This is a genomic window from Streptomyces natalensis ATCC 27448 (assembly GCF_000935125.1).
GTDB lineage: Bacteria > Actinomycetota > Actinomycetes > Streptomycetales > Streptomycetaceae > Streptomyces > Streptomyces natalensis.
This window is the reverse complement of record NZ_JRKI01000045.1, coordinates 19,906-45,946: the sequence shown is the minus strand read 5'-3', so window position 1 is coordinate 45,946 and position 26,041 is coordinate 19,906. Positions and strand designations below refer to the sequence as shown.

The window sequence follows — 26,041 nt, the reverse complement described above, 5'->3', positions numbered from 1 at the left end:
GCGGCTCCTCGACGCTACTTGCGCATGATCTCGGGCTCACGCCGCCGCAGCAGCTTGGTGACCAGGAAGCCGAGGACGAGGGACAGCACGATCAGCATCGCCATGTCGAGCAGCCAGATCCCCGGCCGGTGCTGGAAGAGCGGGTCCGCGGTGATGCCCTGCGGCACGATCCGGTGCAGATCGATGGTGCCCGCCATCGCGCCGAGCGCCCATCGCGACGGCACCAGCCACGACAGCTGCTCCAGCCCCGGTGTCCCGGACAGCTTCAACAGCGCACCGCAGAAGACCACCTGCACGATCGCCAGGAGGACCAGCAGCGGCATGGTGACCTCTTCCTTGCGCACCAGCGCGGAGACGAAGAGGCCGAGCATCATCGCCGTGAACGCCAACAGCGCCACGGCCAAGGTGATTTCGACAAGGGGCGGCATCAACACCCCTGATCCGGCAGGGGCGTTGAGCCGCACACCGAACAGGCCGACCATGGTCAGCACCACGGCCTGGACGACCGTCACGGCGCCCAGCACCAGCACCTTGGACATCAGATACGCCGAGCGGGACAGGCCCACGGCCCGCTCCCGCTGATAGATCGTGCGTTCCTTGACCAGTTCGCGTACGGCATTGGCGGCGCCGGTCAGCACCGCGCCGACGCACAGGATCAGCAGCGCGTTGAGCGCCGAGTCCCGGGTCAGGGCGCGGCCCGCCAGCGCATGCGCCATCGCGCCCATCACGAACGGCAGCGCGACCATGATGATCAGGAAGGTGCGGTCCGCGCTCAGCGCCGCCGCGTACCGCCCCATCAGCGTGCGCAGCTGCCCGCCCCAGCTCTGCGCCTTGGGCGCGGCCACCGGGCCGCGCGGCGCCTCGGGTGCGTGCCGCGGCTGCCGGGAGTCGCCGGCGATATAGCGGCGGTACAGCGGCGAGGCGCGGTACTGCCCCGCCCAGTCCCGTGCGGAATCCGCCTCGAAGGCCTCGAACGCCTCCGGCCACTGGGTGAACCCGAAGAACCGCAGGGCCTCTTCGGGCGGCCCGTAGTACGCGATCCGCCCGCCGGGGGCGAGGACCAGCAGCCGGTCGCACACGTCCAGGCTCAGCACGCTGTGGGTGACGACGATGACGGTGCGGCCGTCGTCCGCGAGCCCGCGCAGCATGTGCATCACCGAGCGGTCCATTCCGGGGTCGAGCCCGGAGGTCGGCTCGTCGAGGAAGAGCAGCGAGGGTTTGGTCAGCAGCTCCAGGGCGACGCTGACGCGCTTGCGCTGGCCGCCGGAGAGGCTGTGGATGGGCTGGCCGGCCCGCTGGGTCAGGCCCAGTTCCTCGATGACCTCCTCCACCCGGGCCTGCCGTTCGGCCTTCGCGGTGTCCTCGGGGAAGCGCAGCCGGGCGGCGTAGCCCAGGGCCCGGTGCACGGTCAGCTGGGAGTGCAGGATGTCGTCCTGCGGGACGAGCCCGATGCGCTGGCGCAGTTCGGCGTAGTCGCGGTAGAGGTCCCGTCCGTCGTAGAGCACCGCGCCGTGGTCGGCCGGCTTCAGCCCGGTCAGCGCATTGAGCAACGTCGATTTGCCGGCTCCGCTGGGCCCGACCACCGCCAGCAGCGATTTCTCCCCCACGGGGAAGGACACGCGGTCCAGGAGCGTCTTGCGGCCCCGGTCGACGTGGACGGCCAGGTCCTGGACGTCCAGCGAGACCTCGCCGGTGTCGATGAACTCCTGGAGTTCCTCGCCGACGAGCGCGAAGGCGGAGTGGCCGATGCCGATGATGTCGCCGGGGACGACCGCGGCGCGGGCGACGGGCTGGCCGTTGAGGTACGTGCCGTTGTGGCTGCCGAGGTCGACGATCTCGTAGCCGTCCGGTCCGGTCAGCAGCTCCGCGTGCCGGCGCGAGACGGCCAGATCGTCGACGACCAGGTCGTTGCCGGGTGCGCGGCCGATCCGGGTGGTCCGGGCGGCGCGGGGGAGCGGGCGTACGGAGCTGGGCTGCCGGAAGGTGCGGGTGGCGGCGGGATACGAGACGGCGGACGGCCGCGGCGCGTCCGTCCGGGGCGGTGGCGCGCCGCTGAGCACCGCGCACGGCCCGTCGGTGGGATTGCCGAACCGGATCACGCTGCCCGGCCCGACGTCGCAGTGGACCACCCGCCGCCCGTTGGCGTAGGTCCCGTTGGTGCTGTGCTCGTCCTCCAGCAGCCAGTGGCCGTGGTCGGTCCGCAGCACCGCGTGGTGCCAGGAGACCCGGGCGTCGTGGAGGACCACTTCACCGGTGGGGTCGCGGCCCACGTGGTACGTCCGGCGCGGATCCATCACCACCGAGCCGCCGTCGGCCTCGACGAGGAGTGCCGGCGCGGGGGCGTCCGGGCGCATGGCCATATCAGGATTTTACGGCGGCGGGCCGGGCCCCGCCTGTTCGCCCGGACCGGCGAAGGGCGCAAATTCGCAGGTGGGGCGGCCTCTTGACGAGATGATCGCCGGTTACTCGCGAGAAATGCCCCAGGTCAACTAAGGTGAGCGCTCCCGATCGGTCCACCCGCACATTCCAAGGAAATGCCGGAATTTGCCCGGCCAATCAAAGGAAGTCCTGTCGAACCGGGACACAATGCGCAGCAGGGCTACGTGGTGTCGGCAACACCGCTCACCGTCGGCTTTGTAGGACCCGACCGGTCCCGCCATCCCGTCCGGACACGACTCCGGACCTGGCGGAGCCGGTCTCCCTTCTTATTCACCTACCTCGTGAAGGCAAGGCAGAGATGGCACGATCCTCCCGACAATCCTCCCCGCAGTTCTCCGGCCAAGGAACGCATCCCGTCGACGAGGTGCTCCCCGTCGGCAAACTCGCGCTCTACGGTTTCCAGCACGTCCTCGCCTTCTATGCCGCGGCCGTCATCGTCCCCCTGCTCGTCGGCAACGCCCTCGGGCTGACCCACGACCAACTCGTCTACCTCATCAACGCGGACCTGCTGACCTGCGGAATCGCCTCCATCATCCAGGCGTTCGGCATCTGGAAGGTCGGCGCCCGGCTCCCGCTGGTCCAGGGCGTCACCTTCACCGCGGTCTCCCCGATGATCGCCATCGGCCTGGGCGCGGGCGGCGGCGTCGCCGGACTGCTCGTCGTCTACGGCGCCTGCATCACCGCCGGAATCGCGACGTTCCTTTTCGCGCCGTTCTTCAGCAAACTCGTGAAGTATTTCCCGCCGGTCGTCATCGGCACGATCCTCACCATCATCGGCCTGACCCTCATACCCCAGGGACTCCAGGACGCGGCCGGCGGTGCGCAGTTGATAGGGCACCCCGCATACGCCTCCGGAAAAAACCTCGCATACGCCCTGGGTACCCTGCTGTTCATTCTGCTCATGGTCCGGATCGGAAAGCCGTATCTGAGCAGTCTGGCCGTTCTGCTCGGGCTGGTCGCCGGTACCGGGGTCGCCTGGAGCCTCGGCGATGTCGATTTCAGCGCGGTGGGCCATGCCGGCTGGTTCGGCGTCAGCACCCCGTTCCATTACGGAATGCCGAAGTTCCAGCTGTTCCCGATCATCGCCATGGTGGTCGTCATGCTGATCACGATGGTGGAAACCACCGGAGACGTGTACGCGATCGGGGAAATCACCCGGAAAAGGGTCGACAACACCACCGTGGCCAATGCGCTGCGCGCCGACGGTGTCGCCACCGTGCTCGGCGGAGTGTTCAACTCCTTTCCCTATGTGGCCTTTGCCGAGAACATCGGTCTGGTGCGGATGTCGCGGGTGATGAGCCGCTTCGTCGTGGTCGCGGCCGGTCTGATCATGGTCGGCGTGGGGCTGCTGCCCAAGGTCGGCGCGGTGGTCGCCGTGATCCCGCACCCGGTGCTCGGCGGCGCCGCCGTCTCGATGTTCGGCATGGTCGCCACCGTCGGCATCCAGATCCTGGGCAAGGTGGACCTGCGCGAGGAGCGCAACGCCCTGATCCTGGCCGTCAGCCTCGGCGCCGGGCTGCTGCCCACCGCGGTCGCGCCGTTCTTCGACCGGATGCCGGCCGATGTGAAGGCGATCCTCGACAGCGGGATCACCCTGGGCGGACTGACCGCCATCCTGCTCAATCTGTTCTTCAACGTCCTCACCCGCCGCTCGTCGAGGGAAATCGACTGGGACGACATCGAGGACGACGAAGCGGACGGCCCCGCGGCCCCGGGCGGCCCGTCGACGGGTGTCGCCGCGTACTGACGCCACCGCCGGACGCGGGCCGCGACAGCGCCGCCCGCGTCCGGCGCACTCCCGGCGCCGCCGCTTCGCTCAGTGCGTCACCGAGTTGAACGGCGGCACCTCACCGGCCTCGCCGATCAGATCCCAGAAGTGGTCGACGAGCCGCCGCAGATACGCCGAACGCTCGGCCGCCACCTCCTTGAGCCGGGCGTCGTCGTTACGGGCCACCACATGCCCCATGTAGCGCTCGGCGAACTCCGCGAACTCCCCGTGCATCGTGCGCAGCGCATCGCTCACCCGGGTCTTGTTCAGCGTGGTGATCTCCATGATCGGAGAGACATGCGACTTCCAGCGCCCCTCGATGGCCGCCCGCAGATGCCCGGCCAGCTCGTCGTCCTGCCCCATCACCCCGATCAGCTTGCGCAGCGACAGCCCCAGCGCGTCCACCAGCGCCTTGGTCCGGCGGTAGTCGCCGTTCCAGCGCTGTGCCTCCTCGGCCAGCCGGTAGGCGCCCGGGTCCATGCCGATCAGCTGGGCCAGCCGTTCCGCGCTCAGCTGCCGCGCCATCCGGTGCTCGGCCAGGGTCCGGGGCTCCACGCCCATCAGGACCGTGGGCGCGCACCACAGGACGTCGGCCAGCGCGAAGAGCTGGGCCTCGGTCGGTACTTGGGAGCCGTACTCCCATGCCTCGATCGACTCGGGGCGGGCCGGGGCGCCGCACGCCGCCATGGACTGGGCGACCTGAGCGGTGGTCAGGCCCACCCGGGCCCGCGCCGAACGGGCTTCTTGCGGGGAAAACGGAGTGCTGTACACGTGCGGGACACCTCGCTGCACCCGGCGAAGCGAAGGGGTGCTTGGGAGCGGGAGATGGAGGAATATCCAGGAGCGGGCAGATTAACAGACGGTGCAGACGTACGAACCTCCAGATCTCCTGGGAAATGAAGGCGCCGGGGCGGCTGACGGGTGAACGGTGAAGGTTGCGCAGGGAATTGGTCCTTATCGTCCGATATCGCTCATCAACCTCCTTACCGTGTATAGCCGATGGAGTAGTACGTACGGGGTGGTAGCGCACATCGAGACCGCGATGACGGCGGGACGTAATGAGAGCGTTACGTGGGCGAAGATGCGGCGTCACAGTGATCAGCGAGGGTGGCGTTGCCCGAAGGCCCGTCACGCGGCATCCTTTGGCACAACTGAAATCCGGTCCTCCCCCACAATCCGATGCAGGATGGGACCCTTCATATGCGATCAATGCTGGAATGCGTCCGCGCATTTCCTGGCTCATCAGCCTCTGGCTCCCTGGCCGTGCGCCCTTGTGCGTCGGGTCGATCCGCGGAGAGACAGTCGCTGCCGGTGCCTGCGAAAGCGGTGTTTGTCATGAATCTGACAGACGCCTCCGTGTCGCCCGGCGCTCTCCCCTCATGATCCCCGCGCCACCGCGCGCCCTTCGCTGATCGCCCGGGCGACTCCCCACGTCACCCGGCGGCCCGCCACGGCCGCGGCCCGGCCGGCGTCATCGACGCCCTCGCGCCCCTGCCGCCCCGGTCCGAACCGCCGCACCTCGCGCTCCCGGACCGGCTTCGGCATGCCTCGTTGCCAGAAAGGACCCCGATGGTGCTCACTTCGCACCCCATACGCTCCCAGGGCTCACCCACCGCCCTGCTGGGCACAGCCGACGACCACGACCACGACCACACCCCCGACGCCGACACCGCCCCGGCCCGTCCCGGCGGACACGTCCTGGTCGTCGGCACTCCAGGACCACGGCTGGAGCGGCTCACCCAGACCCTGCGCGCCACCGGACACGATGTCAGCCAGGCCCCGCCCGGCGACGTCACCCGCCGCGTCGGACAGGCCCCGCCGGACGCCATCGTCGCCCTCGACGAACGCCACGACCCCGCCGGCGGAGACGGCCGGCCCGCCCACGGCCACCCCGGACTCGACGTCATCCGCGAGGTGCGCACCGTCCCCGCCGGACGGGCGCTGCCGCTGCTGATGGTCACCGCCGGCACCGAACCCGCCGGCGTCGCCCATCTGCTGCGCGAGGGCGCCGACGACTGCATCCCCGAGGCATCCGATCCGGTCGAACTCTCCGCCCGGATCGAGGCGAAACTGCGCCGGATACCCGTACCGGTCGAAAACCTCCTCCAGGACCCGCGCACCGGCCTCTACTCCCACCCGCACTTCCGCGACGAACTCGACCGCGAACTCCAGCGCCCCGAAACCGGCCGCAGGGGCGGCGTCCTCGCGCTCGTCGCCGTCGCCGAGACCGACGCCCTGGAAACCCGGCTCGGGCCCCGGGTGCGCCGCGAGATCGCCGAGCGGCTGGCCGGCGTCGCCGAGCGCACCGGCAGCTTCTGCGACCGGCTCGGGTGGAACGACGACGGCCATCTGCTGATGCTGCTGCCCGGCGTCGACGAGGAGACCGCCCGGCACGGCCTGGAGAAATTCGCCACCACCGTGGCCGGCACCCGCTTCATCGTCGCCGACGAGAACGTCCGGCTCACCCCGGCGGTCGGCTACCTCCCGCTGGCCGCATGCGACAACGGCACCCAGGCCCTGGGCAAGGCCCGTGACGCGGCCGTCGAAGCGCTCCGCCACCGCGACCTGCGCCCGGTGCGCTACGCCCCCTGGATGCGCCCCGCCGCCCACCGCCTCCGGCGCCGTCCCCTCGGCTCCCTGATCCGCCCCGCCCTCGCCTCGCTCTCCCCGCTCCTCGCGCTGCTGCTCGGCATCGGCGTCCCCTTCGCGCTCTACCGGCAGACCTACGCACTGGGCTGGGACCTGGGCTCGGACATGTACTGGGCGGTGGTCGGCGGACTCGTCCTCTCCGCCCTCCTGATCGTCCTGGAGTGCCTCTACGCACTCGACTCCGTCCCGCGGCCCGAGACACCCGGCGCGCCCTATCCGCCCGCCAGCGCCGTCATCGCCGCCTACCTGCCCAATGAGGCCGCGACCATCGTCGACACCGTCGAATCGTTCCTGCGCCTGGACTACCCCGGTGAGCTCGAAATCGTCCTCGCCTACAACACCCCCCACCCGCTGCCCGTCGAGGACACCCTGCGCGAGATCGCCGCCCGCGATCCGCGCCTGGTCCTGCTGCCGGTCGCCGGCTCGACCTCCAAGGCGCAGAACATCAACGCCGCCGTCACCCGCGTCCGCGGCGAATTCGTCGGCATCTTCGACGCCGACCACCACCCCGCCCCGACCGCCTTCCAGCACGCCTGGCACTGGCTGTCCAACGGCTACGACGTCGTCCAGGGCCACTGCGTGATCCGCAACGGCGACAGCTCCCGCGTCGCCCGGCTGGTCGCCGCCGAGTTCGAGGCGATCTACGCGGTCAGCCACCCCGGCCGCACCCGCCTGTACGGCTTCGGCGTCTTCGGCGGCTCCAACGGCTTCTGGCGCACCGATCTGCTGGCCCGCACCCGGATGCACGGCTCCATGCTCACCGAGGACATCGACTCCACCCTGCGCGCCCTGAACGAGGGCGCCCGCTTCGCCGTCGACCGCACCCTCATCTCCCGCGAACTGGCCCCCACCACCCTTGCGGCGCTGTGGAACCAGCGCTCCCGCTGGGCCCAGGGCTGGCTCCAGGTCTCCCTCAAACACCTCTGGCACGGGCTGCGGTCACCCGTCTTCACGGCCCGTCAGAAACTGGGCCTGGCACTGCTGCTCGGCTGGCGCGAGGCGCAGCCCTGGCTGACGCTCCAGATCCTGCCCATCCTGCTCTACTCGGCCTGGCGCAAGGGTGGTTTCGACCGCCTGGACTGGGCGGTGCCGGTGTGCGTCCTGGCGATGGTCCTGACCCTGGCCGCCGGACCGGTGCAGGCCCTCTTCGCCTGGCGCCTGGCCGTCCCCGAACTGCGCGCCCGGCGCCGCTGGTTCTGGTCGTACTTCCTCGTCTCGACCGTCTTCTACAGCCACTTCAAGAACATGGTCGTCCGGCAGGCCCACCTCAAGGAGGCGCTGGGCGAGAGGCAGTGGCGGGTCACCCCCCGGGCCACGGCGAAGGCGGTGGCCCGACGGTGACCTCGCCCGCAACCTTCGCCCCCGGCCCCGTCAGGGGACCCAAACCGCCCGAGGGCGCACCGGCCCGCAGCCGCGCCCGCGACATCGACGGCTTCCGCGGCCTCGCCGCCCTGAGCACCGTCGTCTTCCACGTCTGGCAGCAGTACTTCCGCTACGACGCCCACGGCAGCCATCCGCCGGTCGGCAACCGCTTCCTGGGAGCGGTGTTCTCCTTCGAGGTCATCGACCTCTTCTTCGTTCTCTCCGCCTACCTGCTGACCCTGTCGTACGCACGGGCCGCCATCGACGGCCGCTCCACCCGCCCGGCCCGGCTGTTCCTCTTCCGCCGCGCGATCCGGATCCTGCCGCTCTACGTCCTGGCGGTCCTGGTGGTCTGGGCCAGCCGCAACCCGACCCTGCCGGGCGACTGGCAGGACCTGGTCGAGCACCTCACCTTCACCCATGTCTTCGACGGGCAGCGGATCTTCTACACCCTGGGCCCCACCTGGTCGCTGTCCCTGGAGGTGCTGTTCTACGGCGTCCTGATCGCGCTCGGCCCGCTGGCCGTACGGGCCTGCCGTCCGCTGCGCCGCCGTGGTGCCCGGATCGCCGTGTGCGCGGCCGGCTGCGGGGTGCTCTTCGCCGTACCGATCGGGTGGATCGCGGTGGCGCACTACGGGGTGGGCGTCCCGTCCACCGACTGGGCGGTCTACTTCGGCCCGCAGGCCCGCTTCGGCGGTTTCGCGGCCGGGATGGGCCTGGCCGTGCTGACCGTCGCCCTCGGCGGGCGGGGCCGGCTCACCGCCCGCGCGGCGCTCCCGGTGTGCGCCCTCGCCCTGGCCGGCCTCTACGCCCTCTCCCTGGTCTCCGCGCCGGAGAACGTCGCCTTCACCTTCTACCACCCGCTGGCCTCCGCGCTGTGGTTCGTGCTGCTCTTCGGCACCCTCCACATCCGCCGGCACACCGTCTGGAACCGTGTGCTGACGGGCCGTTGGCTCGCCGCAGCGGGGCTGGTCAGCTACAGCCTGTTCATCTGGCACGAGCCGGTGATGGTGCAGCTGCACGACGCCGGTCTGCTGCCCGCGGGCCAGGCGGGCTTCCCGCTCGCCGTCGTCCTCGTCGTGCTGGCGGCGCTGCCGGTGGCGGCGGTCAGCTACTGGCTGATCGAATATCCGGCGAGCCTGCTGGGCCGGCTGAAGGACACCAACGGGCGGCCTCGGGAGTTCTATCCGGAGGCCCTGCCCAGGTGAGGGCCGCGGGGCGCCCCGCGCGCCGGGGCGCCCCGGGCGACGGCGTCGACGGGGCCGGAATCCCTCCCATAAGCGCCCCTTTAGCTGCGCCAAAGCAGGCTTATGAGGGTAAATCAGGTCTCTTGTGGGGTGCGGAGGGGCGTCAGCCCGGCAGGTGGAAGGGGAAATTCCGTCGGCTCCCCATGTGGTGGCGGGGCTGCCACGCACGGTAGTCGGTCACCTGTACGGAATCGACGGCCCAGTTCAGGGCGCGTTTCCGGCCGGGTGACGGACCGCGGCAGGTTGCCGGTGGCGGCGGCCGGCCACACGATCGGGAGGCGCTCCGGCATGCCCCACCACCGGCCGTCGGCCGTCACTCCGGCATGCCCGCTCCGCGTGTCACCGTCCACCCCCTTTCCCAGGAGGACCCGTGAACGATCGGATGAGTCTCGGCCCGGATGCCGCACGGCAGCTCGCCACCACCACCAAGACCACCCCCCAGATGCGCGGCATCACCCCGCGCTACCTGCTGCGCGCCCTGCCCTGGGTGGACGTCGAATCCGGCGTCTTCCGCGTCAACCGCCGCCGCACCTACGTCCTGGGCGACGACCGCATCAGCACCCACACCGACGCCGGATCGCCGCGCGTCATACCCGGCGACCTGCGCGAGCTGCCGTATCTGCGGGACGCCGACGACGACCTGCTGGCCGAACTCGCCGACGCCTTCCAGGAGGTCGCCTTCGCCCCCGGGGAGATGCTGGCCCAGGACGGCGACGCCCACGAACGGCTGTGGGTCCTCGTCCAGGGCCGCGCCGAGAAGCGGGCCAGCGGCCGCTACGGCGAGGACGCGGTGCTCGAAGTGATCGGCGACGGCCAGTTCTTCGACCTCGACGCCTGGACCCGCGCCGAACCCCTGCCCTACCGCGTCAAGGCGCTCACCCCGGGTGTGGCGCTGTGCCTGGAACGCAGCGTGCTCGCCGGGCTGGGCGAGCGCGACGCCGGCCTGCGGGACGCGCTGGACGCCTACCTCCACACGGACGGTGTGCAGCCGGGCGGCGAGGTGCCGGTGGACCTCAGTGCCGGCCACGAAGGCGAACCCGACCTGCCGGGGACGTTCGTCGACTACGAGGACACGCCCCGCGAGTACCACATGACGCTGGCCCAGACCGTGCTGCGCGTCCACACCCGGGTCGCCGACCTGTACAACGGGCCCATCGACCAGACCCGCGCCCAGTCCAACCTCACCGTGCACGCGCTGCGCGAGCGCCAGGAGGCCGCGCTGCTCAACCACCCGGAATTCGGCCTCTTCCACAACGTCGCCCCGGGGCAGCGCGTCCAGGCACGCACCGGCTCGCCCACCCCCGACGACCTCGACGAACTGCTCTCCCGGGTCTGGAAGCACCCCGGCTACTTCCTCGCCCACCCGCGCGCCATCGCCGCGTTCGGCCGGGAATGTACCCGCCGGGGTGTGCCCCCGGTGATCGACACCCGGTTCGGCAGCCCGCTGCTGAGCTGGCGCGGGGTCCCGCTGCTCCCCTCCGACAAGGTGCGGTTCTCCGGCGGGGCGGGCATCGGGACGACCGAGATCCTGCTGATGCGCGTCGGCGAGGCCGAGCAGGGTGTGGTGGGGCTGCGCCCCGCCAAGGTCGCGGACGAGGTCGAACCGGGCCTGGCGATGCGGAACATGGGCACCGACCAGAAGGGCATCACCTCGTACCTGATGACCGCGTACTTCAACAGCGCGGTGCTGGTGGAGGACGCGCTGGCGGTGCTCCAGAACGTCGAGGTGTCCAACTACCATGATTATTCCTGAGGTTGGCCGGGTGGCCACCGCGCCGCCGGAGCCGCAGAGCGCTGCGCCGCCCACCGGCTCCGCCGCGCTCCCCACCCAGCAGGCGGCCTTCTCCCCGGAGATGGCCCGCCGCGACGTCCCGGCCCTGCACCGCACCGTCAACGGCCATCCGCTCGTCTGGCTCGACAACGGCGCCACCACCCACAAGCCGCGCCAGGTCATCGAGGCGCTGACCGGCTTCTACGGCACGGCCAACTCCAACATCCACCGCGGCGCGCACACCATGGCGCGGGAGGCCACCGAGGCGTACGAAGCGGGCCGGGAGGCCGTTGCGCGGTTCCTGGGCGCCCCGTCGCCGGACGAGATCGTCTTCGTCCGGGGCACCACCGAGGCGGTCAACCTCGTCGCCCAGAGCTGGGGCCGGGGCAACCTCGGCCCCGGCGACGACATCCTGGTCCCGGTGCTGGAACACCATTCCAACATCGTCCCCTGGCAGCTGCTCGCCAAGGAGACCCGGGCCCGGGTGGTCCCCGTACCGCTGCGCCCGGACGGCCAGATCGACCTGGACGCCTACGCCGGTCTGCTGTCCATGCGCACCCGGCTGGTGGCGGTCGGCCAGGCGTCCAATGTGCTCGGCACCGTCCCCCCGGTCCGCGAGATGACCGCGCTCGCGCACCGCTACGGGGCCAAGGTGCTGGTCGACGGGGCGCAGGCGGTGGCGCACTTCCCTGTCGACGTGCAGGAGCTGGACGCCGACTTCTACGTGTTCTCCGGCCACAAGCTGTTCGCCCCCACGGGCATCGGCGCCCTGTACGCGAAGCCGGAGATCCTGCGGGAGATGGCGCCGTGGCAGGGCGGCGGCAACATGATCGAATCGGTGGACTTCACCCGTACCACCTATGCCCCCGTTCCCCACCGGCTGGAGGCCGGCACCGGGCACATCGCCGGCGTGGTCGGCCTGCTGGCCGCGCTGAACTGGCTGACCTCCTTCGACCGCGACGCCGTCGCCGCGTACGAGACCTCGCTGCTGGACCACGCCCGCCGGGCCCTGACCGCCCTGCCGGGGCTCGAACTGCTCGGCTCGGCCCCCGACCGGATCGCCGTTCTGACCTTCACCCTCGCCGGACACGACCCGGCGGCGATCGCCGACTGGCTGGACCGCGACGGCATCGCGATCCGCGCGGGTCACCACTGCGCCCAGCCGGCGCTGGCCCATTACGGCCTGAAGAGCGCGGCGCGCGCCTCGCTCGCGCTGTACAACACGGCGGAGGAGGTGGACCAACTGGTGGCGTCGCTGAGCCGGTTGCAGCAGAGCGGCTGACGCCCGCCACACCTTCCCGAGCGCGCGTCCTCCCGTCGGGGGACGCGCGCTTGCGCCAAACGGACGAGGGGAGGCACGAGACCGTCCGTTCCGCCGCCCCCTCCAGGTCCGCCACAGGGAGTGACCGCATGACCACGATCGCCCCCGTCGCGGCCGCATCGACCGCCGAGACTCCGTCGCACAGTCATGCGATAAGCGGCGTGGTGCGTATAGGACGGATTGGGCGCAGGGTACACATGAGGCATGGCCCGAATCTCCGGCCGCTTCCCGTGGCCACCCTCGGGGCGCTGGGTCACCGGTCGGCGCCCGGGCCGCGGCGACCGGAAGGAGCGGCGGGACGGCTCGCCGACGCCCTCGGCGCGGCGCGTGCGCTCCGCGCTGAGCATCCGCAGCGTGGCCGGACAGATGTTCGTCCTCCAGATCACGGTGGTCCTGCTCCTCATCGTGGCCGCGGTGACCACCTTGCTGATCCAGTCCCGCACCGACCGGTTCGAGGGAGCGCGCGGCCGTTCGCTCGCCGCCGCCGAAGCCTTCGCGCACAGCCCCGGTCTGGTGGCGACCATGCAGGGCCCCCACCCCTCCAAGGTGCTCCAGCCGCTGACCGAGGCGGCCCGCAAGCGGGGCGGCGTCGACTTCATCGTCGTCATGAACCGCGACGGCATCCGCTTCACGCACCCCCTGCCGAGCAAGATCGGCAAGCATTTCGTCGGCACCATCAAGCCCTCGCTCGCCGGCCGCATCACCCTGGAAACCGTCCAGGGCCCCCTCGGCCACGAGGTGCAGGCCGTCGTCCCGGTCATGGACGCCAGGGGCAGGGTCGTGGGCATGGTGTCCTCCGGTCTGAAGGTCCGCCGGGTCAGCAGCGCGATCGACCGCCAGCTGCCGGTCGTCCTCGGCGCCGGTGCGGCCGGGCTGGCCCTCGCCACGGCCGGTACGGCGCTGGCGAGCAGCCGGCTGCGGCGCCAGACCCATGGGCTCGGCCCGGCGGAGATGACCCGGATGTACGAGCACCACGACGCGGTGCTGCACGCCGTACGCGAGGGCGTGATCATCGTCAGCGGCAGCGGCCGGGTGCTGCTCGCCAACGACGAGGCGCGCCGGCTCCTGGGCCTGACCCCGGACGTCGAGGGGCGCCGCGTCGGCGACCTCGGACTCTCCGAGCGGATCACGGAACTGCTGGTCTCGGGCCGGGTGGCCACCGACGAGGTGCTCCCCGTGGGCGACCAGCTGCTGGCGGTGAACAACCGGCCCACCGACCGCCGCGGCGGCCCGCCCGGCAGCGTCGCCACCCTGCGCGACTCCACCGAACTGCTGGCCCTCGCCGGAAAGGCCGAGTCCGCCCAGAGCCGGCTGCGGCTGCTGTACGACGCGAGCATGACCATCGGCACCACCCTCGATGTGCAGCGCACCGCCCAGGAGCTGACCGAGGTCGCCGTGGTCTGGTTCGCCGACTATGTCACCGTCGACCTCGCCGAACCCGTCCTCATCGGCGCGGAGCCGCCCGTGGGCTCGTACCGCGCGGCGCCGGAACTGCGCCGGGTGGCGCTCGCCGGCATCCGCGACGACCACCCCCTCTACCGGGCCGGTGAGCTGCACACCTTCCCCGCGACCACCCCGATGGCCACCGGTTTCGTCACCGGCCGGTCCGTCCTCGTCAGCGATCTGACCGAGGCTGCCGACCTGTTCTCCCAGGACGTCGAGCGCTTCCGGCGGGTGGTGCAGTACGGCTGCCGTTCGCTGATCACCGTTCCGCTCCAGGCGCGCGGCGTCCTCATGGGCATCGCCAACTTCTGGCGCGCCCAGGACCGGCCGCACTTCGAGGAGGGCGATATCTCCCTGGCCGAGGAGATGGCCGCGCGGGCCGCCGTATGCATCGACAATGCGCGCCGCTACACCCGCGAGCACGCCATGGCCGTCACCCTTCAGCACAGCCTGCTGCCCCGCGGACTGCCCGAACAGAACGCGGTGGACATCGCCCACCGCTATCTGCCCGCGCAGACCGGGGTGGGCGGCGACTGGTTCGACGTCATTCCGCTGCCCGGTGCCCGGGTGGCTCTGGTCATCGGCGATGTCGTCGGCCATGGACTGCACGCCGCCGCCACCATGGGCCGGCTGCGTACGGCGGTGCAGAACTTCTCCACCCTCGATCTGCCGCCCCATGAACTGCTCAGCCACCTGGACGAGCTGGTCACCCGTATCGACCAGGAGGCGGTCACGGCGAACCAGGACGCCGTGCTGGCGGGCGCCACCTGCCTGTATGCGATCTACGACCCCTCCTACGGCAGATGCAGCCTCTCCCGCGCCGGACATCTCCTGCCGGCGCTGGTCCACCCCGACGGCACCGTGCAGTTCCCGGAACTGCCCGCCGGCCCGCCGCTGGGCCTGGGCGGTCTGCCCTTCGAGGCGGTGGACATCCACCTGCCCGAGGGCAGCAGCCTGGTCCTGTACACCGACGGCCTCGTCGAGGACCGCGAGCGGGACATCGACACCGGCCTGCGGACCCTCGCCACCGTCCTGGCGCACCCCGGCCGCACCCCCGACGAGACCTGCGAGGCCGTTTTCGGGGCCCTGCTCCCCGTCCGTCAGCGTGACGACATCGCCCTGCTCGTCGCCCGCACCCGCGTGCTCGACCCCGAGCGCATCGCGGACTGGGAGGTCCCCTCCGACCCGGCGGCCGTGGCCGACGCCCGGGCGGACCTCAACCGCCAGCTCAGCCGCTGGGGCCTGGAGGAGGCGGCCTTCACCGCCGAACTCGTCCTCAGCGAACTCATCACCAACGCCATCCGCTACGCCACCGGCCCCATCCGCGTCCGCCTCCTGTACGACCGCACCCTGATCTGCGAGGTCTCCGACACCAGCAGCACCTCCCCCCACCTGCGCTACGCCGCCACCGAGGACGAAGGCGGCCGCGGCCTGTTCCTCGTCTCCCAGCTCGTCCAGCACTGGGGCACGCGGTACACACCGGAGGGCAAGATCATCTGGGCGGAGCAGGCGCTGGGCGGGCCGCTGCTGGCCTGAGGCTCAGCGGGCGGGCCACCGCCCTGAAGCTCGGCGGGCCGACGGCTGGTTCAGCGGGCCGCCCGCGGCGACGGGCGGAACGCGATCGACAGCGCATCCCCCTCCATATGCGTCAGCGGATTCTGCCGCAGACACAGATTTCCCAGCGGCGAGGCACCCACCTCACCCGTGACATGACTGACGAGAAAGGAGATCCCCAGACGCCCGACGACGGGTGCACGGGCGGGCCGACGAGTGGTCAGATCGCGGCTCTTTCCCAGAGCCGTCGGATCGGACGTCTCCAGGGAACCGTCGATGACGGCATTCCACAGGCTCGCGAAGTCCAGGGACTCGGCGAACCGCTGGAGGACCGGCCGGTGCCCGAGCATTTTCTGATGGGGACTCGTCCCCCTCAGATACGCATCCCATTGTTCCTGGGTATGCGTCCTGCCCAGCACCACGCTGCGCGATCCCCAACTCCAGTAGTTCTCGACCTCGGTCGCTTTCATCACCCACTCGCCGCGGTCCTGGAGACCGGGAAAGGCGCCGCCGTCGGCCGTCCGGATATCTTCCCGGGCCCCTTCCCGGACATCTTCCACGAGATACGATTCGACGCACGTCTGCCGCAGGAACGAAAGATTCTCCCGGCCCAGGGATTCCTCCAGGAGCGCGGTCATTTCCCGGTCGTGCAGTACGGCAAAAATCATCTTGGAGTCCAGCCAGGGCTCCGCGGTGATGACGCGGTGACGGCCGAGGGTGAGCGGCTGCGCCAGCTCGGAGCGGTAGAAGAGCCGGTCCACCAGCCCGTCGGTGCCGATACGGTCCGTATCGATGTTCACCGCGCGGATATCGAAGCCGACCAGGTCCCGCATGGCCCTGGCGAAAAGTCCGGTCTCTTCTCTGCTCTGGGTCACCGTCCCGGTCGCGTAATAGACGCGGTCTTCCCCCAGGGCGGCGTACCACTTGGCGAATTCCTCGAGGACGGCCAGCCGGTCGGACTCCCTGGGCAGGGCGGCCAGCAGCCAGCCGCGTCCGGCCGGAACGAAATCCATCTCGCAGACCTTGGGGCCCTGCGCGGTCAGGAGAATGTCCGGCCGGCACACATGCCCGGAGGACGGCGCCGAGCCGTAGGGCAGCACATCGAACGGCATTCGCCGCCCCCACTTCGGGTGGCGGCGCAGAGCGGGCCCGAGAGTGAACCGGATGAGCGGCGCCAGGGCCTGGGCGAATTGCCGGGAGAATGCGGCGAACGGCAGGACGGCGAGGTCGTCTTCGATGTCCAAGGGGACGGCCGGAAAAGGCGAGAGGGTCATGGCGACACTCCTTCGACGGAGCGCGGCGGCCGCGCCGCGCCTGCTCCCCCTGCTCCTCCCAGTGCGCCATGGGGTGGCCGGCGGGGCGACGGCTGTTACGCCGAACGGGTTCCGGCCCGCAGGGGCAGCGCCCCTCGCGTCAGACCGCCCAGACCACTCGGACCGCTCAGACCACTCGGACCACCCTGGTCATGAACGTACTGTTCGGATCGGGCCGGTAGTCCGCGAACGGCTCGCACTCGCGGAACCCGAACTTCTCGTACAGCCTCCGGGCCGGCAGAAAGAACGCGGCCGCGCCGGTCTCCAGACTCAGCCGCCGCACGCCCCTGCGCCCGGCCTCCACGATGATGTGCTCCAGCAGCAGGGAGGCGATCCCGCTCCGCTTCCGCGCCGGATCCGTACGCATCGACTTCAGCTCCGCATGCCCCGCGTCCAGCCTCTTGAGCGCACCGCAGCCCACCAGGGCGTCCCCGTCCGTCACCGACCAGAACGTGATGTCCGGCCTGCGCAGGGCGTCGAGATCGAGGGCGTGCTTGCTCTCCAACGGCGTGACCGACTGCATCTGCCGGACGTGCTCCCGCAGGAACCGGGCGATCTCGGGCCCGGAGAGGTCGTCCACCGCGATCTTCAACGCGCTCACCTTCCGTATACCGGCGCCTGACGGCCCAACCTCTCATCCGGTGCATGCGGCCGGGAAACCGTTTTCGCCGCCGCCTGGCGCCGCGAACGACCGTGCCCCGGCCCGGGGAACAGCCGATCGTGAAGTTCTGGGGCGAGAGGGCTGGCCTCGGTCGACGGGCTGCGCTTCGTGGTGCCGAAGCGGACCGGGCGATCCGCAGCTGCGCCGGGGGCGCGACGCCGGCCGCGACCGTTCTGACCGCTCAGAGCAAGGAGACCTTATGCGATCCCCGTGAGCAGGGTGCGGGCGATCCGGGCGGCGAAGGCGTCCACCGGCTGTGGGGGTTTGGCCTCGGGGGACATGTCGTAGGCGAAGGCTCGTTGGGCGCAGGCGCCCAGGAGGAGGGAGGCGGCGGCGAACGTGTCGGCCTGGGAGCTGATGCGGCCTGCCTCCTGTTCGGCTCTCAAGTAGGCGTCCAGGCCCTCGATCGGGCGGTGCGGGCCGGTGCCCATCTCGCGCAGGGTGTCGTCGTGGCGGCGCTTGAGGCGGGGCTCCGCATACAGGGACGCGGCCATCGGGAAGGTCTGCTCATAGAAGAGCGCTGCTTCGTGGGCGATGTCCGTGAGGTTCTGCTCGACGGTGCGGTCGGGGTCTCGAACGCCTTCGGAGCGAAGGCGTTCGAGGAGTGAACCGAGCTTCGGCAGGCGCTCGTTGAGTACCGCCAGGAAGAGCTCTTCCTTGTTGGCGAAGTGCTTGTAGAGCGCCGCTTCGGAGCAGCCGGCCGCCTTCGCGATCTCCTTGGTGGTGGTGCGGGCGAGGCCGATGCCGAGCATGAGCTCGTGGGCCGCGTCGACGATACGGACGCGGGTCGGCTTCTGGTCCATGCGTGCTCCAACAGGCTTGACGCGAGGGTGAGTGCTCACTCACTATAAGGGCGGACGAGGTGAGTGAGCACTCACCCACCCGCCCGCGGGGTGGCACTTGGAGGGCGCGCCATGCGGCTCACCGTTCTCGGTGCGACACGGCGACGCCCGCCCCGCAGCCCGCCTGACGCCACCTCGGCGCGTGTCGGTATTCGCCTGTCAGTGCCCGCCGGGAAAGGCGAGGCGCACGATCTTCTTCCAGTGGGCGGTGCCCCGCGCCCTAGACTGGGAGGTCAGGGGGGTCGCCACCCCAGGAGGACGCCATGCGGCACACCAGACTGCCCGGCGAATCGGCGGACTACCTTGCCGCCCGGGAAGAGCTCCGGCTGGCCGAGACCGACCTCATGCGTCACCGCGAACGCGTCGCCGCGCAACGCCGCGCGCTCCCGCCGGGGCCGGCCGTCGACGACTACGTCTTCGTCGAAGGCCCCGCCGATCTCGACGCGGGCGACGAGCCGGTCCGCGAGGTCTCCCTGAGCGGGCTGTTCACCGCACCGGACCGCCCGTTGATCGTCTACCACCTCATGTACGGCAAGAAGCAGACCGAGCCCTGCCCGATGTGCACCCTGTGGATCGACGGCTACAACGGCATCGCCCACCACATCGTCCGGAACATCGACTTCGCCATCGCCGCGGCCGCCGACCCGCCCGCCCTGCGGCAGCACGCCCGCGACCGCGGCTGGCACCGGCTGAGGCTGCTGAGCTGCGGCGACAGCACGTTCAAATACGACCTCGGCAGCGAGGACGAGGACGGCGCGCAGGACTCGACCCTCTCCGTCTTCACCCGGGACCCCGACGGAACCCCTCGCCATTTCTACTCGGCCCACCCCCGCCTGTCCGCCGACATCGACCAGCGCGGCATCGACCTGCTCGCCCCCGTCTGGCACCTGCTCGACCTCACCCCGCAGGGCCGCGACGACTGGTGGCCGCGGCTGGACTACTGAGCGGATGCCGGGCCAGGGCCCGAGGGATGGGCGCTGCGGGCCCGCGCCGAGCCACCGGACAGGCCATCGGTCAGCTGCCGCCGATGCCGAGAGCGGTGAGCAGGACCGGGACCACCGTGACGACGGCGAAGAGGCCGTGTCCGGCGACCACGGCTTCGAACCGGTCCGCCCCCCCACCCAACTCCGGCTGCACAACTGCCCGTTCCACCCCCTGGCGGCCAAGGCTCCCGAGCTGGTGTGCGCCATGAACCACGCCTTCAACTCCGGCTACCTGGAGGGCCTGAAGGTCGGCGGAGTAGCGGCGCTCCTCGCCCCGCAACCCGGGGAACGCTGCGTCCAGTTGGGCCCCGCCAAGGGGTGACGGCCGCCGCGGCCGCCCCTGCCCCCTCCTTCGGACTCGCCCTTCGGACTCGGTCCGTCGGCGCGCCGTGGGGTGGCCGGTTTTGGGGCGGTACGGGGGCATTGCGGAATGGCCGACTCCCTTTGGTGTGGCCTGCGTTGCGATTGATCGGACGCCGCGCGAACCGCGTTGGCGGAAACCTGAGTTTTCGCCAAGCCTGTCGCCCGGTGGCCCCCCTGAGCTGGTGCGGGTGGGGATGAAGTGGCAATAAGGCGTCGACCGCGCGGGGCGTGCACGTGGGCCAGCTGGCAGTTCGCTGACTACCGACCGGTATGTCCAAAGTGGCGCGATTCAAGCCACTTGGAGTCCCGTTCTGGGAGCATCAACACCTACGAAAATCAGCCGTTCTGACTGCCGTGGGGGGAGTGGGGATGGGGTTGCTCGGCGATGAGCTGGCGTTCGCGCGGGCTCTGACAGCTCAGGAAAACGAGAGCGTGATGGCCCTCGGGATCCGTAAGCGCTATGCCGCCGATGCCCATCTTCTGGCGGAGGGCGACCGGTCCAGCCACGTCCTGATCGTCCTTCGGGGATGGGCGACCGTCTCCGTATCGACGGACCGCGGTGCCACCCGGCTGATTCTCGGACTGCGGGGGCCGGGCGAACTGCTCGGTGAAATGGCCGCGTTGGACAGTCATCCGCGCAGCGCCACCGTGCGGGCGCTGGGCCCGGTGGAGGCCCAGCTCATACCCGGCGACGCATTCCGTCGCTTTCTCGCCCTGCACCCCCGGGTCAGCGGTCTGGTGATCCGTCAGCTCACCTTCCGGCTCCGCAGCGCCGACCAGGAGCGGTCCGCGCTCGCCTCGCTCACCGTGTTGCAGCGACTGGCCAGCCGGCTCGCCGAATTGTCCGGGCCCGAGCCCGACGGCCCCTACGCCACTTCCCGGCCGGGCCCGTTGCACACCGGCACCGTTGTCCACCTGGCCCAGGACGAGCTGGCCGCCACCGTCGGCGCCACCCGGGAAGCCGTCGCCAAGGCCCTGCGGCTGCTGCGCGCCCAGCACATCGTGCGCACCGGCAACCGGATGGTGGAGGTCCTCGACCCCACGCTGCTCGCCCTCCTCGCGGACGGCCATCAGGGGTAACTCCCCGCCCTGCCGTGTGTAAACGGCTACAGACGGCCTTCGTCCCGGGCCCGAAGCTGAGGGGGGACGGCAAGTGAACAGGACAGGGGGCACGAGGTGGACCACGACGCGATGGATGTCGCCGAAGCGCGCTACGAGTTGGTGATCAGCGTCGACGCCCGGCGGTCCGGGGAGTACGACGACGTGGACAAGCCGCGGATGCGCGCCCGGATCTACCGGGTCCTGGAAGCGGCGCTCGCCCACGCCAAGGTCGTGCGGGACGCCGTCCACATGGAGGACCGCGGCGACGGGGTGCTGCTGTCGGTGGCCGGCCGGATCGCGGTGACCCGGCTGCTCGGCCTGTGGATGGTCGAGGTGCACGAGAACCTGCGGGACGAGAACCGCGCCCTGCGGGTACCGCTGGGTCTGCGGGTGGGCATGCATGTCGGCCCGGTCCGGCACGACCCCCGGGGCATCTGCGGGCGCGCGGTCGACCTCGCCTGCCGGCTGGCCGACTCGCCCGTCGCCCGGCAGCTGCTGGACGCCGAGCGGGCCGACCTCGTACTGGTGGTCTCCCAGGCGCTGTACGAGGACGTGGTCAGCAGCGGCGGCAAGTTCATCGAACCCGCGCGCTATGCGTCCGCCCGGCTGGCGCTCAAGGAAGGCGAGGTCACCGCCTGGTTCCACCTGCCCGGCCGGGCCGCGCCGGCGATCCCCGACGGTGCGGATCCCGGCGCCGGTGATCCGCCGCCGGCCGCGGAGACGTCCGGGAGATCCCATCCGCAGGATCCCGGGCCGCAGTCGGGCGGGCCGGAGACGTCCGGGAGGGGTGCGCAGGACGAGGGCGCCGACCCGTTCGGCGACGAGGACGCGGGCTCGGACGAGGACGAGGACGCGGGCGAGGGACCCGGCGCCTCCGGAGCCCGCTACACCGTGCACGGCGACATGTCCCAGCACCGGGAGAACGTCTACCACCAGCCCGTACACATCGGACGGACCACCGGCGACGCCGAGCGGCGGAAGGGCTGAGGCAGATGGCCGACGAACAGCAGGCGGGCGGCTCCGCCGACCCCGCACCGCACAAGGCGTCCGACGGACCGTCCCCCGAGGCCGGCAACAAGGCCAGGGGCGAGGAGCGGGACGGCAAGGAGCGCGCGGAAGAGGGCAAGGGGGACGGCGGCGGGGAGTCCGCCGACAGCGAGGCGGCGGAGAAGGAGAACGAACGGGAGCGCGCCGCGGGGCGGTTCAAGGAGCACACCCGCGACCCGCTCGCCGGGGAGGAGAGCGAGGACGGGCCCACCGACCTCGCCGCCGCCTCGCGGGCCCGGCGCTCCACCCGGATGCTGTTCGACACCGGCCGCGACCTGAACAGCTTCGACCGCTCGTTCATCCAGAGCGCCCATATCGGCGACATCCATCTGCGGATGGACGCCCGGCAGTCCACCGCGGGGCTGCGCAGCGGCCCGGTGCCCGACGAGGAACTGCGCAGGCTGCGCCGGGTCCATGTGGAGCCGGAGGGGTACCTGCGGCTGCGCACCGCGCTCCGGGCCCGTCGGCTGCTGGTGCTCGGCGCCGCCCCCGGCACCGGACGCACCAGCACCGCGCTGTCCCTCCTCGACGAGGTCACCGCGCCCGCGGAGGAGGGCACCGAGTCCGGCGCCGGCCCCCGGGTGCTGCGGGTCGATCCGGACGGCGGGAACGGCTCGGACGGCGGGGTACGCGGGCTGGCCGGCTCGCTGGAGAAGCGGCACGGCACCGGGTACCTGCTCGAACTCGCCCTCACCACCCCCGGTGCGCAGCCGCCGGACGCGATGGATCTGGACCGGCTGGCCGCGGCACTGGACGAGCGCGCCTCGTTCGCGGTGATCGTCGTGACGGTCGGATCGACGGCGAACCCGCTGCTGGCCGGGCGGTACGGGATGCTCTGCCCGCCGGTGCCCACCCAGGAGTTGCTGACCACCCGGCTGCGGGAGCGGCTGGAGGACCATGCCGCCGCGGCCGGGCCCGGCGCGCCGGACGGCGGTGCGCGGATCGCGGAACTGCTGAGCCGCGCGGAGGAGCTGGCGGACCGCAAGGAGGTCAGGGACGCGGTCGGGCTGACGGACCTGCGCCCCGCCGAGGCCGAGCTGCTGGCCTCGCTGCTGGCCGGGCATCTGCTGGAGGACGTCTCCTACGAGGAGTTGCTGGCCGGCTGCCGCAGCCTCGCCGCGGCACAGGCCCATGAGTGGTTCGCCGGCGTGGACCGGGCGCTGGCCGTGCCCCCGCCCGCCACGGACGGGAGCACGGTACGGCGGCCCGGGACGGCGGCCCTGTTCCACCCGGTGGCGTTCCGTATCGCCCTCGCCGTACTGGGCGGGGCCTCGCACAGCGCCGTCGCCGCCGCCGCGCACCTGCTGACCTGGGAGCTGTCCGTACAGAGCGATCCGGACACCACCCCCGCCCGCCCGCTGTTCTGCGACGACCCGGAATCCGACCGGGCGCTCTCGCGGGCCGAACTGACCGACGGCCGGGTCGAGGTGGCCGGCGCCGAGGTGGCCGCCCAGCTGATCTGGTACCGCGGTGCCGCGCTGCCGTCGGCGGTGCTGGCCGAGATCTGGGACCGTCACTTCCCCGTCCGGGCACCGGTCGTCCGCTGGCTGCGGCTGCTGGCCGACGACCCCCGGCCCCAGGTGTGGATGCGCGCCGCGGTGGCCGCCGGGGAGCTGTGCGTACGGGACTTCGACCACGGGTACGCGGAGCTGATCCGCCCGCTCGCCGAGGCGTCCACCCAGCGACGGAAGATCTTCGCGGCCACCACGATCGACCAGGCCGCCGGCCACGCCTCGCACCACAAGGCGGTGCGCAAACTCGTCGACGACTGGAGCCGGTACGGGACCAAGTCCCTGCGCTGGACCGCGGCGATGGCGCTCGGCTACGGCAACGCCGCGGCCACCACCGACGACGCCCTCGACGCGCTGGCCCGGATCGGGGTGCGCGACGACGGCGAACAGCTGGCCGTCGCCGCGTTCAACGTCGTCCGCCTGCTGGCGCTCCCGGACAGTGCGAGGGTGCTGCGGCGGATGGCCGAGTGGACCCACCACAAGCGCGAGGCGTACCAGGACCTCGGTCTGGTGACCACCGTCCGGCTCGCCGTGACCGATGTGGACGAGGTGCTGCACGACGAACCCGCCCCCACGCCGGGCGACCGCGGCGACTGGCCGCTGCCGCTCGCGCTCGCCGCCGCGCGGCCCGAACTCGTGCGTCCGATGGCCGACTTGATGTGGACCGCGCTCAACACCGCGCGGTCACAGGAGGTGGCGATGGACGCGCTGGAGGCCCTGCTGCGCTCCGCCGTGCGCAAGGACGGCACGCCGTGGACGCAGCCGGGTCTGGCGGCGCTGCTGCCCGTGCTGATGCCCGAAGCGCACGACCGCCGGCGGCTGGACTGGCTGCTGCGCCGCATGATGAACGATCCGGACAATCCGCTCCCCGATGCGCAGGCGCGCTCCTTGTGGTGGCTCGCCGTCGGGGAGCGGGACCGGACGGGCGAGAGGGACCAGGAGGAGAGCCATGATTGAGCACGAGGACGCGGCGGTGGCCGGGGAAGCGGCCGGCACCGGGCCGGCGGGCCCGTTCCTGCGGGAGTACGCGCCGGCGGGCCCCTTCCGGCATACGAGCGCCCGGACGGCCTCGGTGCTGTTCTACCGGAACGGCGGCTACAGCGTGGCCACCGTCTCCGGCATCCGGCACCACGACAAACGGGCGTTGGCCCGGCCGCACACCGTCTGCGAGATCGCGCTCGGCACCTTCGAGACGACGCTCCACATGGAACTGCCGGCCGCCGGGGGCACCACGTTCTTCAAGGCCGAGGTGGACATCCACTGGACCGTCAGCGACCCGCATCTGGCCGCGACGGAGGTGGTGACGGATGTCGCCAAGCGGCTCACCGCCCCCACCCTGGAGCGGCTGCGCGAGGTCAGTGCGGAGTTCCCGGTGGCCAAGGCCGAACAGGCCGACCGCGCCATCACCCGCAACTGCGCCAGCGGGCGCTGGGACGACCTGGGCGCCGACCTCGGCCTGCGGGTGCGGCTGTACGTCCGCCTGCGGGTGGACGACAAGACGATCCATCACATGGACGGCATCCGCGATGCACACGCCTCGGCGGAGGTGACCCGGGTGCACCAGAACACGTTCCGGACGATGTTGCAGGGCGGGGAGCTGGACCAGCTCAGCTACATGCTGGCGGCCGAACCCGAGGCTGCCAAGGAGTTCCTGGAGAAGATCCGCCAGGAGGGCAGAGCGGACGAGAAGGAACGGGTCGACCGGCTCTTCGCCATGGTCGAGAGCGGCCAGATCCACTCCACCGACGTGGAGACGCAGGCGCTCCAGCTGCTCAACCGGGGCCGCCACAGCGTCCAGGGCCCCATCGGCGCGCTGCCCGCGCGCCGGAACACCCCGCAGCTGGAGCCGGGCGAGCCCGAGCCGTTCGTCCCGGACTGGGTGGCCGACGAACCGCCCACCCGGGCCGGGCGCCCCTCCCCGCTGCACAAGGACTCCCCGTCGCACGAGGACGAGGACGCCGAACCGGAGCCGCCCCGCCGCCGCAGCCGCAGCCGCGACGACGGATGGTCCTGGGCGGAGGAGGACTGATGACCGCCGACGGCGGGGCACCGACCTCCCCCGATCCGGTCGTGACGGTGCCGGACGGGGGTCAGCACGGCCACGACCGGACGGGGGAGCGCATCGCCGAACGGCTGCTGAACACCGTCCGGGAGGACCTCGGCCGGGCCGACTCGAAGGCGGCGGTCCTGCTCTCCGGGGCGCTGGCGCTGCCCGCCTTCCTGATCGGAGGGCACGGCGCGCCCGACTGGCGCGGGCCCGCCGACATTCCGCTGATCGTCGCGGGAGTGCTCTGGGCGGTCGCGGTGACCGCGCTGGTCCGGGCGCTGATGCCGCGCACCACGACGATCCGCACGCAGGACGGGGTGACGTTCTTCGGCGATCTGCTGCCTCCCCACGATCTGGCGCGGCTGTCCGCCGAGGTCGCCGAGGCCGGGCGCGATCCGGCCCGCTGGCTGCTCGTCCAGGCCGTGGACGTCAGCGCGATCCTGTCCGCCAAATACCGGGCCATCCGCTGGGCGGTGGGCGCACTGGCCCCGTCGGCGGCGCTGGCACTGGCCTGGAGTCTGACCACGCGCTGACCGGTGGCCGGCCCGCGCCGTCGGCGACGGCGCGGCACAACGCACACAACGCACAAGACGAAATAAGGGGACGGCCGTGGGAACAG

Annotated in this window: 19 protein-coding genes; 13 read left to right on the top strand and 6 right to left on the bottom strand. The window is 71.5% G+C overall.

Annotated elements, in window-relative coordinates; translation table 11 throughout:
• Window positions 1-14: 14 nt before the first annotated feature.
• Window positions 15-2,360 carry an ABC transporter ATP-binding protein/permease gene (locus SNA_RS28895; RefSeq protein WP_030066244.1) on the bottom strand — a complete coding sequence of 782 codons (2,346 nt, stop codon included), beginning with the start codon at window positions 2,358-2,360 and terminating at the stop codon, window positions 15-17.
• 377 nt (window positions 2,361-2,737) lie between these two features.
• Between SNA_RS28895 and SNA_RS28890 the strand changes: the two genes are divergently transcribed.
• Window positions 2,738-4,186, top strand: a complete 1,449-nt coding sequence (locus SNA_RS28890; RefSeq protein ID WP_037790122.1) for a nucleobase:cation symporter-2 family protein — start codon at window positions 2,738-2,740, stop codon at window positions 4,184-4,186.
• Between the two features lie 69 nt (window positions 4,187-4,255).
• Here the strand turns inward: SNA_RS28890 and SNA_RS28885 are convergent, their stop codons facing one another.
• Both SNA_RS28885 and SNA_RS42875 read right to left on the bottom strand, forming a co-directional pair.
• Window positions 4,256-4,978, bottom strand: a complete 723-nt coding sequence (locus SNA_RS28885; RefSeq protein ID WP_241779883.1) for a transcriptional regulator — start codon at window positions 4,976-4,978, stop codon at window positions 4,256-4,258.
• A 606-nt stretch (window positions 4,979-5,584) separates the two neighbouring features.
• Window positions 5,585-5,752 carry a hypothetical protein gene (locus SNA_RS42875; RefSeq protein ID WP_157880137.1) on the bottom strand — a complete coding sequence of 56 codons (168 nt, stop codon included), beginning with the start codon at window positions 5,750-5,752 and terminating at the stop codon, window positions 5,585-5,587.
• Window positions 5,753-5,776: 24 nt separating this feature from the next.
• Here SNA_RS42875 and SNA_RS28880 point away from each other — a divergent pair, with 24 nt between their 5' ends.
• The 5 genes from SNA_RS28880 to SNA_RS28860 all read left to right on the top strand — a co-directional run bounded on the left by SNA_RS28880 (window position 5,777) and on the right by SNA_RS28860 (window position 15,536).
• Window positions 5,777-8,197 (top strand): glycosyltransferase, encoded by a 2,421-nt coding sequence (locus tag SNA_RS28880; protein ID WP_241779882.1) that lies wholly within the window; start codon window positions 5,777-5,779, stop codon window positions 8,195-8,197.
• Complete coding sequence (locus SNA_RS28875; protein WP_241779881.1) at window positions 8,194-9,426, top strand: acyltransferase family protein; 1,233 nt, start codon at window positions 8,194-8,196, stop codon at window positions 9,424-9,426. The genes SNA_RS28880 and SNA_RS28875 overlap by 4 nt, the downstream gene beginning before the upstream one ends.
• 409 nt (window positions 9,427-9,835) lie before the next feature.
• Window positions 9,836-11,218, top strand: a complete 1,383-nt coding sequence (locus SNA_RS28870; RefSeq protein WP_030066239.1) for a family 2B encapsulin nanocompartment shell protein — start codon at window positions 9,836-9,838, stop codon at window positions 11,216-11,218.
• Complete coding sequence (locus tag SNA_RS28865; protein WP_030066238.1) at window positions 11,205-12,518, top strand: cysteine desulfurase; 1,314 nt, start codon at window positions 11,205-11,207, stop codon at window positions 12,516-12,518. The genes SNA_RS28870 and SNA_RS28865 overlap by 14 nt, the downstream gene beginning before the upstream one ends.
• A 243-nt stretch (window positions 12,519-12,761) precedes the next feature.
• Complete coding sequence (locus tag SNA_RS28860) at window positions 12,762-15,536, top strand: SpoIIE family protein phosphatase (RefSeq protein WP_044367513.1); 2,775 nt, start codon at window positions 12,762-12,764, stop codon at window positions 15,534-15,536.
• A gap of 50 nt (window positions 15,537-15,586) precedes the next feature.
• Here the strand turns inward: SNA_RS28860 and SNA_RS28855 are convergent, their stop codons facing one another.
• The 3 genes from SNA_RS28855 to SNA_RS28845 all read right to left on the bottom strand — a co-directional run bounded on the left by SNA_RS28855 (window position 15,587) and on the right by SNA_RS28845 (window position 18,331).
• The gene (locus tag SNA_RS28855; protein ID WP_030066235.1) at window positions 15,587-16,828 is read right to left on the bottom strand and encodes a hypothetical protein; all 1,242 of its coding nucleotides are present in this window, start codon (window positions 16,826-16,828) and stop codon (window positions 15,587-15,589) included.
• A gap of 166 nt (window positions 16,829-16,994) precedes the next feature.
• Entirely contained in the window at window positions 16,995-17,459 is a 465-nt protein-coding gene (locus SNA_RS28850) for a GNAT family N-acetyltransferase (RefSeq protein WP_030066234.1), read from the bottom strand.
• 266 nt (window positions 17,460-17,725) lie between these two features.
• Complete coding sequence (locus SNA_RS28845) at window positions 17,726-18,331, bottom strand: TetR/AcrR family transcriptional regulator (protein WP_030066233.1); 606 nt, start codon at window positions 18,329-18,331, stop codon at window positions 17,726-17,728.
• 302 nt (window positions 18,332-18,633) lie between these two features.
• On the opposite strand from SNA_RS28845, the gene SNA_RS28840 reads away from it, so the two are divergent.
• The 7 genes from SNA_RS28840 to SNA_RS28810 all read left to right on the top strand — a co-directional run bounded on the left by SNA_RS28840 (window position 18,634) and on the right by SNA_RS28810 (window position 25,955).
• Window positions 18,634-19,314 carry a DUF899 family protein gene (locus tag SNA_RS28840; protein WP_044367511.1) on the top strand — a complete coding sequence of 227 codons (681 nt, stop codon included), beginning with the start codon at window positions 18,634-18,636 and terminating at the stop codon, window positions 19,312-19,314.
• A gap of 136 nt (window positions 19,315-19,450) precedes the next feature.
• Window positions 19,451-19,675, top strand: coding sequence for a helix-turn-helix domain-containing protein (locus SNA_RS28835; RefSeq protein ID WP_030066231.1), 225 nt, complete (start codon window positions 19,451-19,453; stop codon window positions 19,673-19,675).
• 410 nt (window positions 19,676-20,085) lie between these two features.
• Complete coding sequence (locus SNA_RS28830) at window positions 20,086-20,796, top strand: Crp/Fnr family transcriptional regulator (RefSeq protein ID WP_044367509.1); 711 nt, start codon at window positions 20,086-20,088, stop codon at window positions 20,794-20,796.
• 96 nt (window positions 20,797-20,892) lie between these two features.
• Window positions 20,893-21,804: a nucleotidyl cyclase domain-containing protein gene (locus SNA_RS28825; protein WP_030066230.1), complete on the top strand. Its 912-nt coding sequence runs from the start codon at window positions 20,893-20,895 to the stop codon at window positions 21,802-21,804.
• A gap of 5 nt (window positions 21,805-21,809) precedes the next feature.
• Window positions 21,810-24,332 (top strand): hypothetical protein, encoded by a 2,523-nt coding sequence (locus SNA_RS28820; RefSeq protein ID WP_044367506.1) that lies wholly within the window; start codon window positions 21,810-21,812, stop codon window positions 24,330-24,332.
• On the top strand, window positions 24,325-25,404 hold the full coding sequence (locus SNA_RS28815; RefSeq protein ID WP_044367504.1) for a hypothetical protein: 1,080 nt from the start codon (window positions 24,325-24,327) through the stop codon (window positions 25,402-25,404). Before SNA_RS28820 ends, SNA_RS28815 begins: the two co-directional genes overlap by 8 nt.
• Window positions 25,404-25,955 (top strand): Pycsar system effector family protein, encoded by a 552-nt coding sequence (locus SNA_RS28810; RefSeq protein WP_030066226.1) that lies wholly within the window; start codon window positions 25,404-25,406, stop codon window positions 25,953-25,955. The genes SNA_RS28815 and SNA_RS28810 overlap by 1 nt, the downstream gene beginning before the upstream one ends.
• Window positions 25,956-26,041: the final 86 nt, after the last annotated feature.

Coding starts and splice junctions, on each gene's coding strand:
- SNA_RS28895 (WP_030066244.1), bottom strand. CDS start 2,360: ATGGCCATGCGCCCGGACGCCCCCGCGCCGGCACTCCTCGTCGAGGCC.
- SNA_RS28890 (WP_037790122.1), top strand. CDS start 2,738: ATGGCACGATCCTCCCGACAATCCTCCCCGCAGTTCTCCGGCCAAGGA.
- SNA_RS42875 (WP_157880137.1), bottom strand. CDS start 5,752: ATGCCGAAGCCGGTCCGGGAGCGCGAGGTGCGGCGGTTCGGACCGGGG.
- SNA_RS28880 (WP_241779882.1), top strand. CDS start 5,777: ATGGTGCTCACTTCGCACCCCATACGCTCCCAGGGCTCACCCACCGCC.
- SNA_RS28865 (WP_030066238.1), top strand. CDS start 11,205: ATGATTATTCCTGAGGTTGGCCGGGTGGCCACCGCGCCGCCGGAGCCG.
- SNA_RS28860 (WP_044367513.1), top strand. CDS start 12,762: ATGGCCCGAATCTCCGGCCGCTTCCCGTGGCCACCCTCGGGGCGCTGG.
- SNA_RS28855 (WP_030066235.1), bottom strand. CDS start 16,828: ATGACCCTCTCGCCTTTTCCGGCCGTCCCCTTGGACATCGAAGACGAC.
- SNA_RS28845 (WP_030066233.1), bottom strand. CDS start 18,331: ATGGACCAGAAGCCGACCCGCGTCCGTATCGTCGACGCGGCCCACGAG.
- SNA_RS28840 (WP_044367511.1), top strand. CDS start 18,634: ATGCGGCACACCAGACTGCCCGGCGAATCGGCGGACTACCTTGCCGCC.
- SNA_RS28830 (WP_044367509.1), top strand. CDS start 20,086: ATGGGGTTGCTCGGCGATGAGCTGGCGTTCGCGCGGGCTCTGACAGCT.
- SNA_RS28820 (WP_044367506.1), top strand. CDS start 21,810: ATGGCCGACGAACAGCAGGCGGGCGGCTCCGCCGACCCCGCACCGCAC.
- SNA_RS28815 (WP_044367504.1), top strand. CDS start 24,325: ATGATTGAGCACGAGGACGCGGCGGTGGCCGGGGAAGCGGCCGGCACC.
- SNA_RS28810 (WP_030066226.1), top strand. CDS start 25,404: ATGACCGCCGACGGCGGGGCACCGACCTCCCCCGATCCGGTCGTGACG.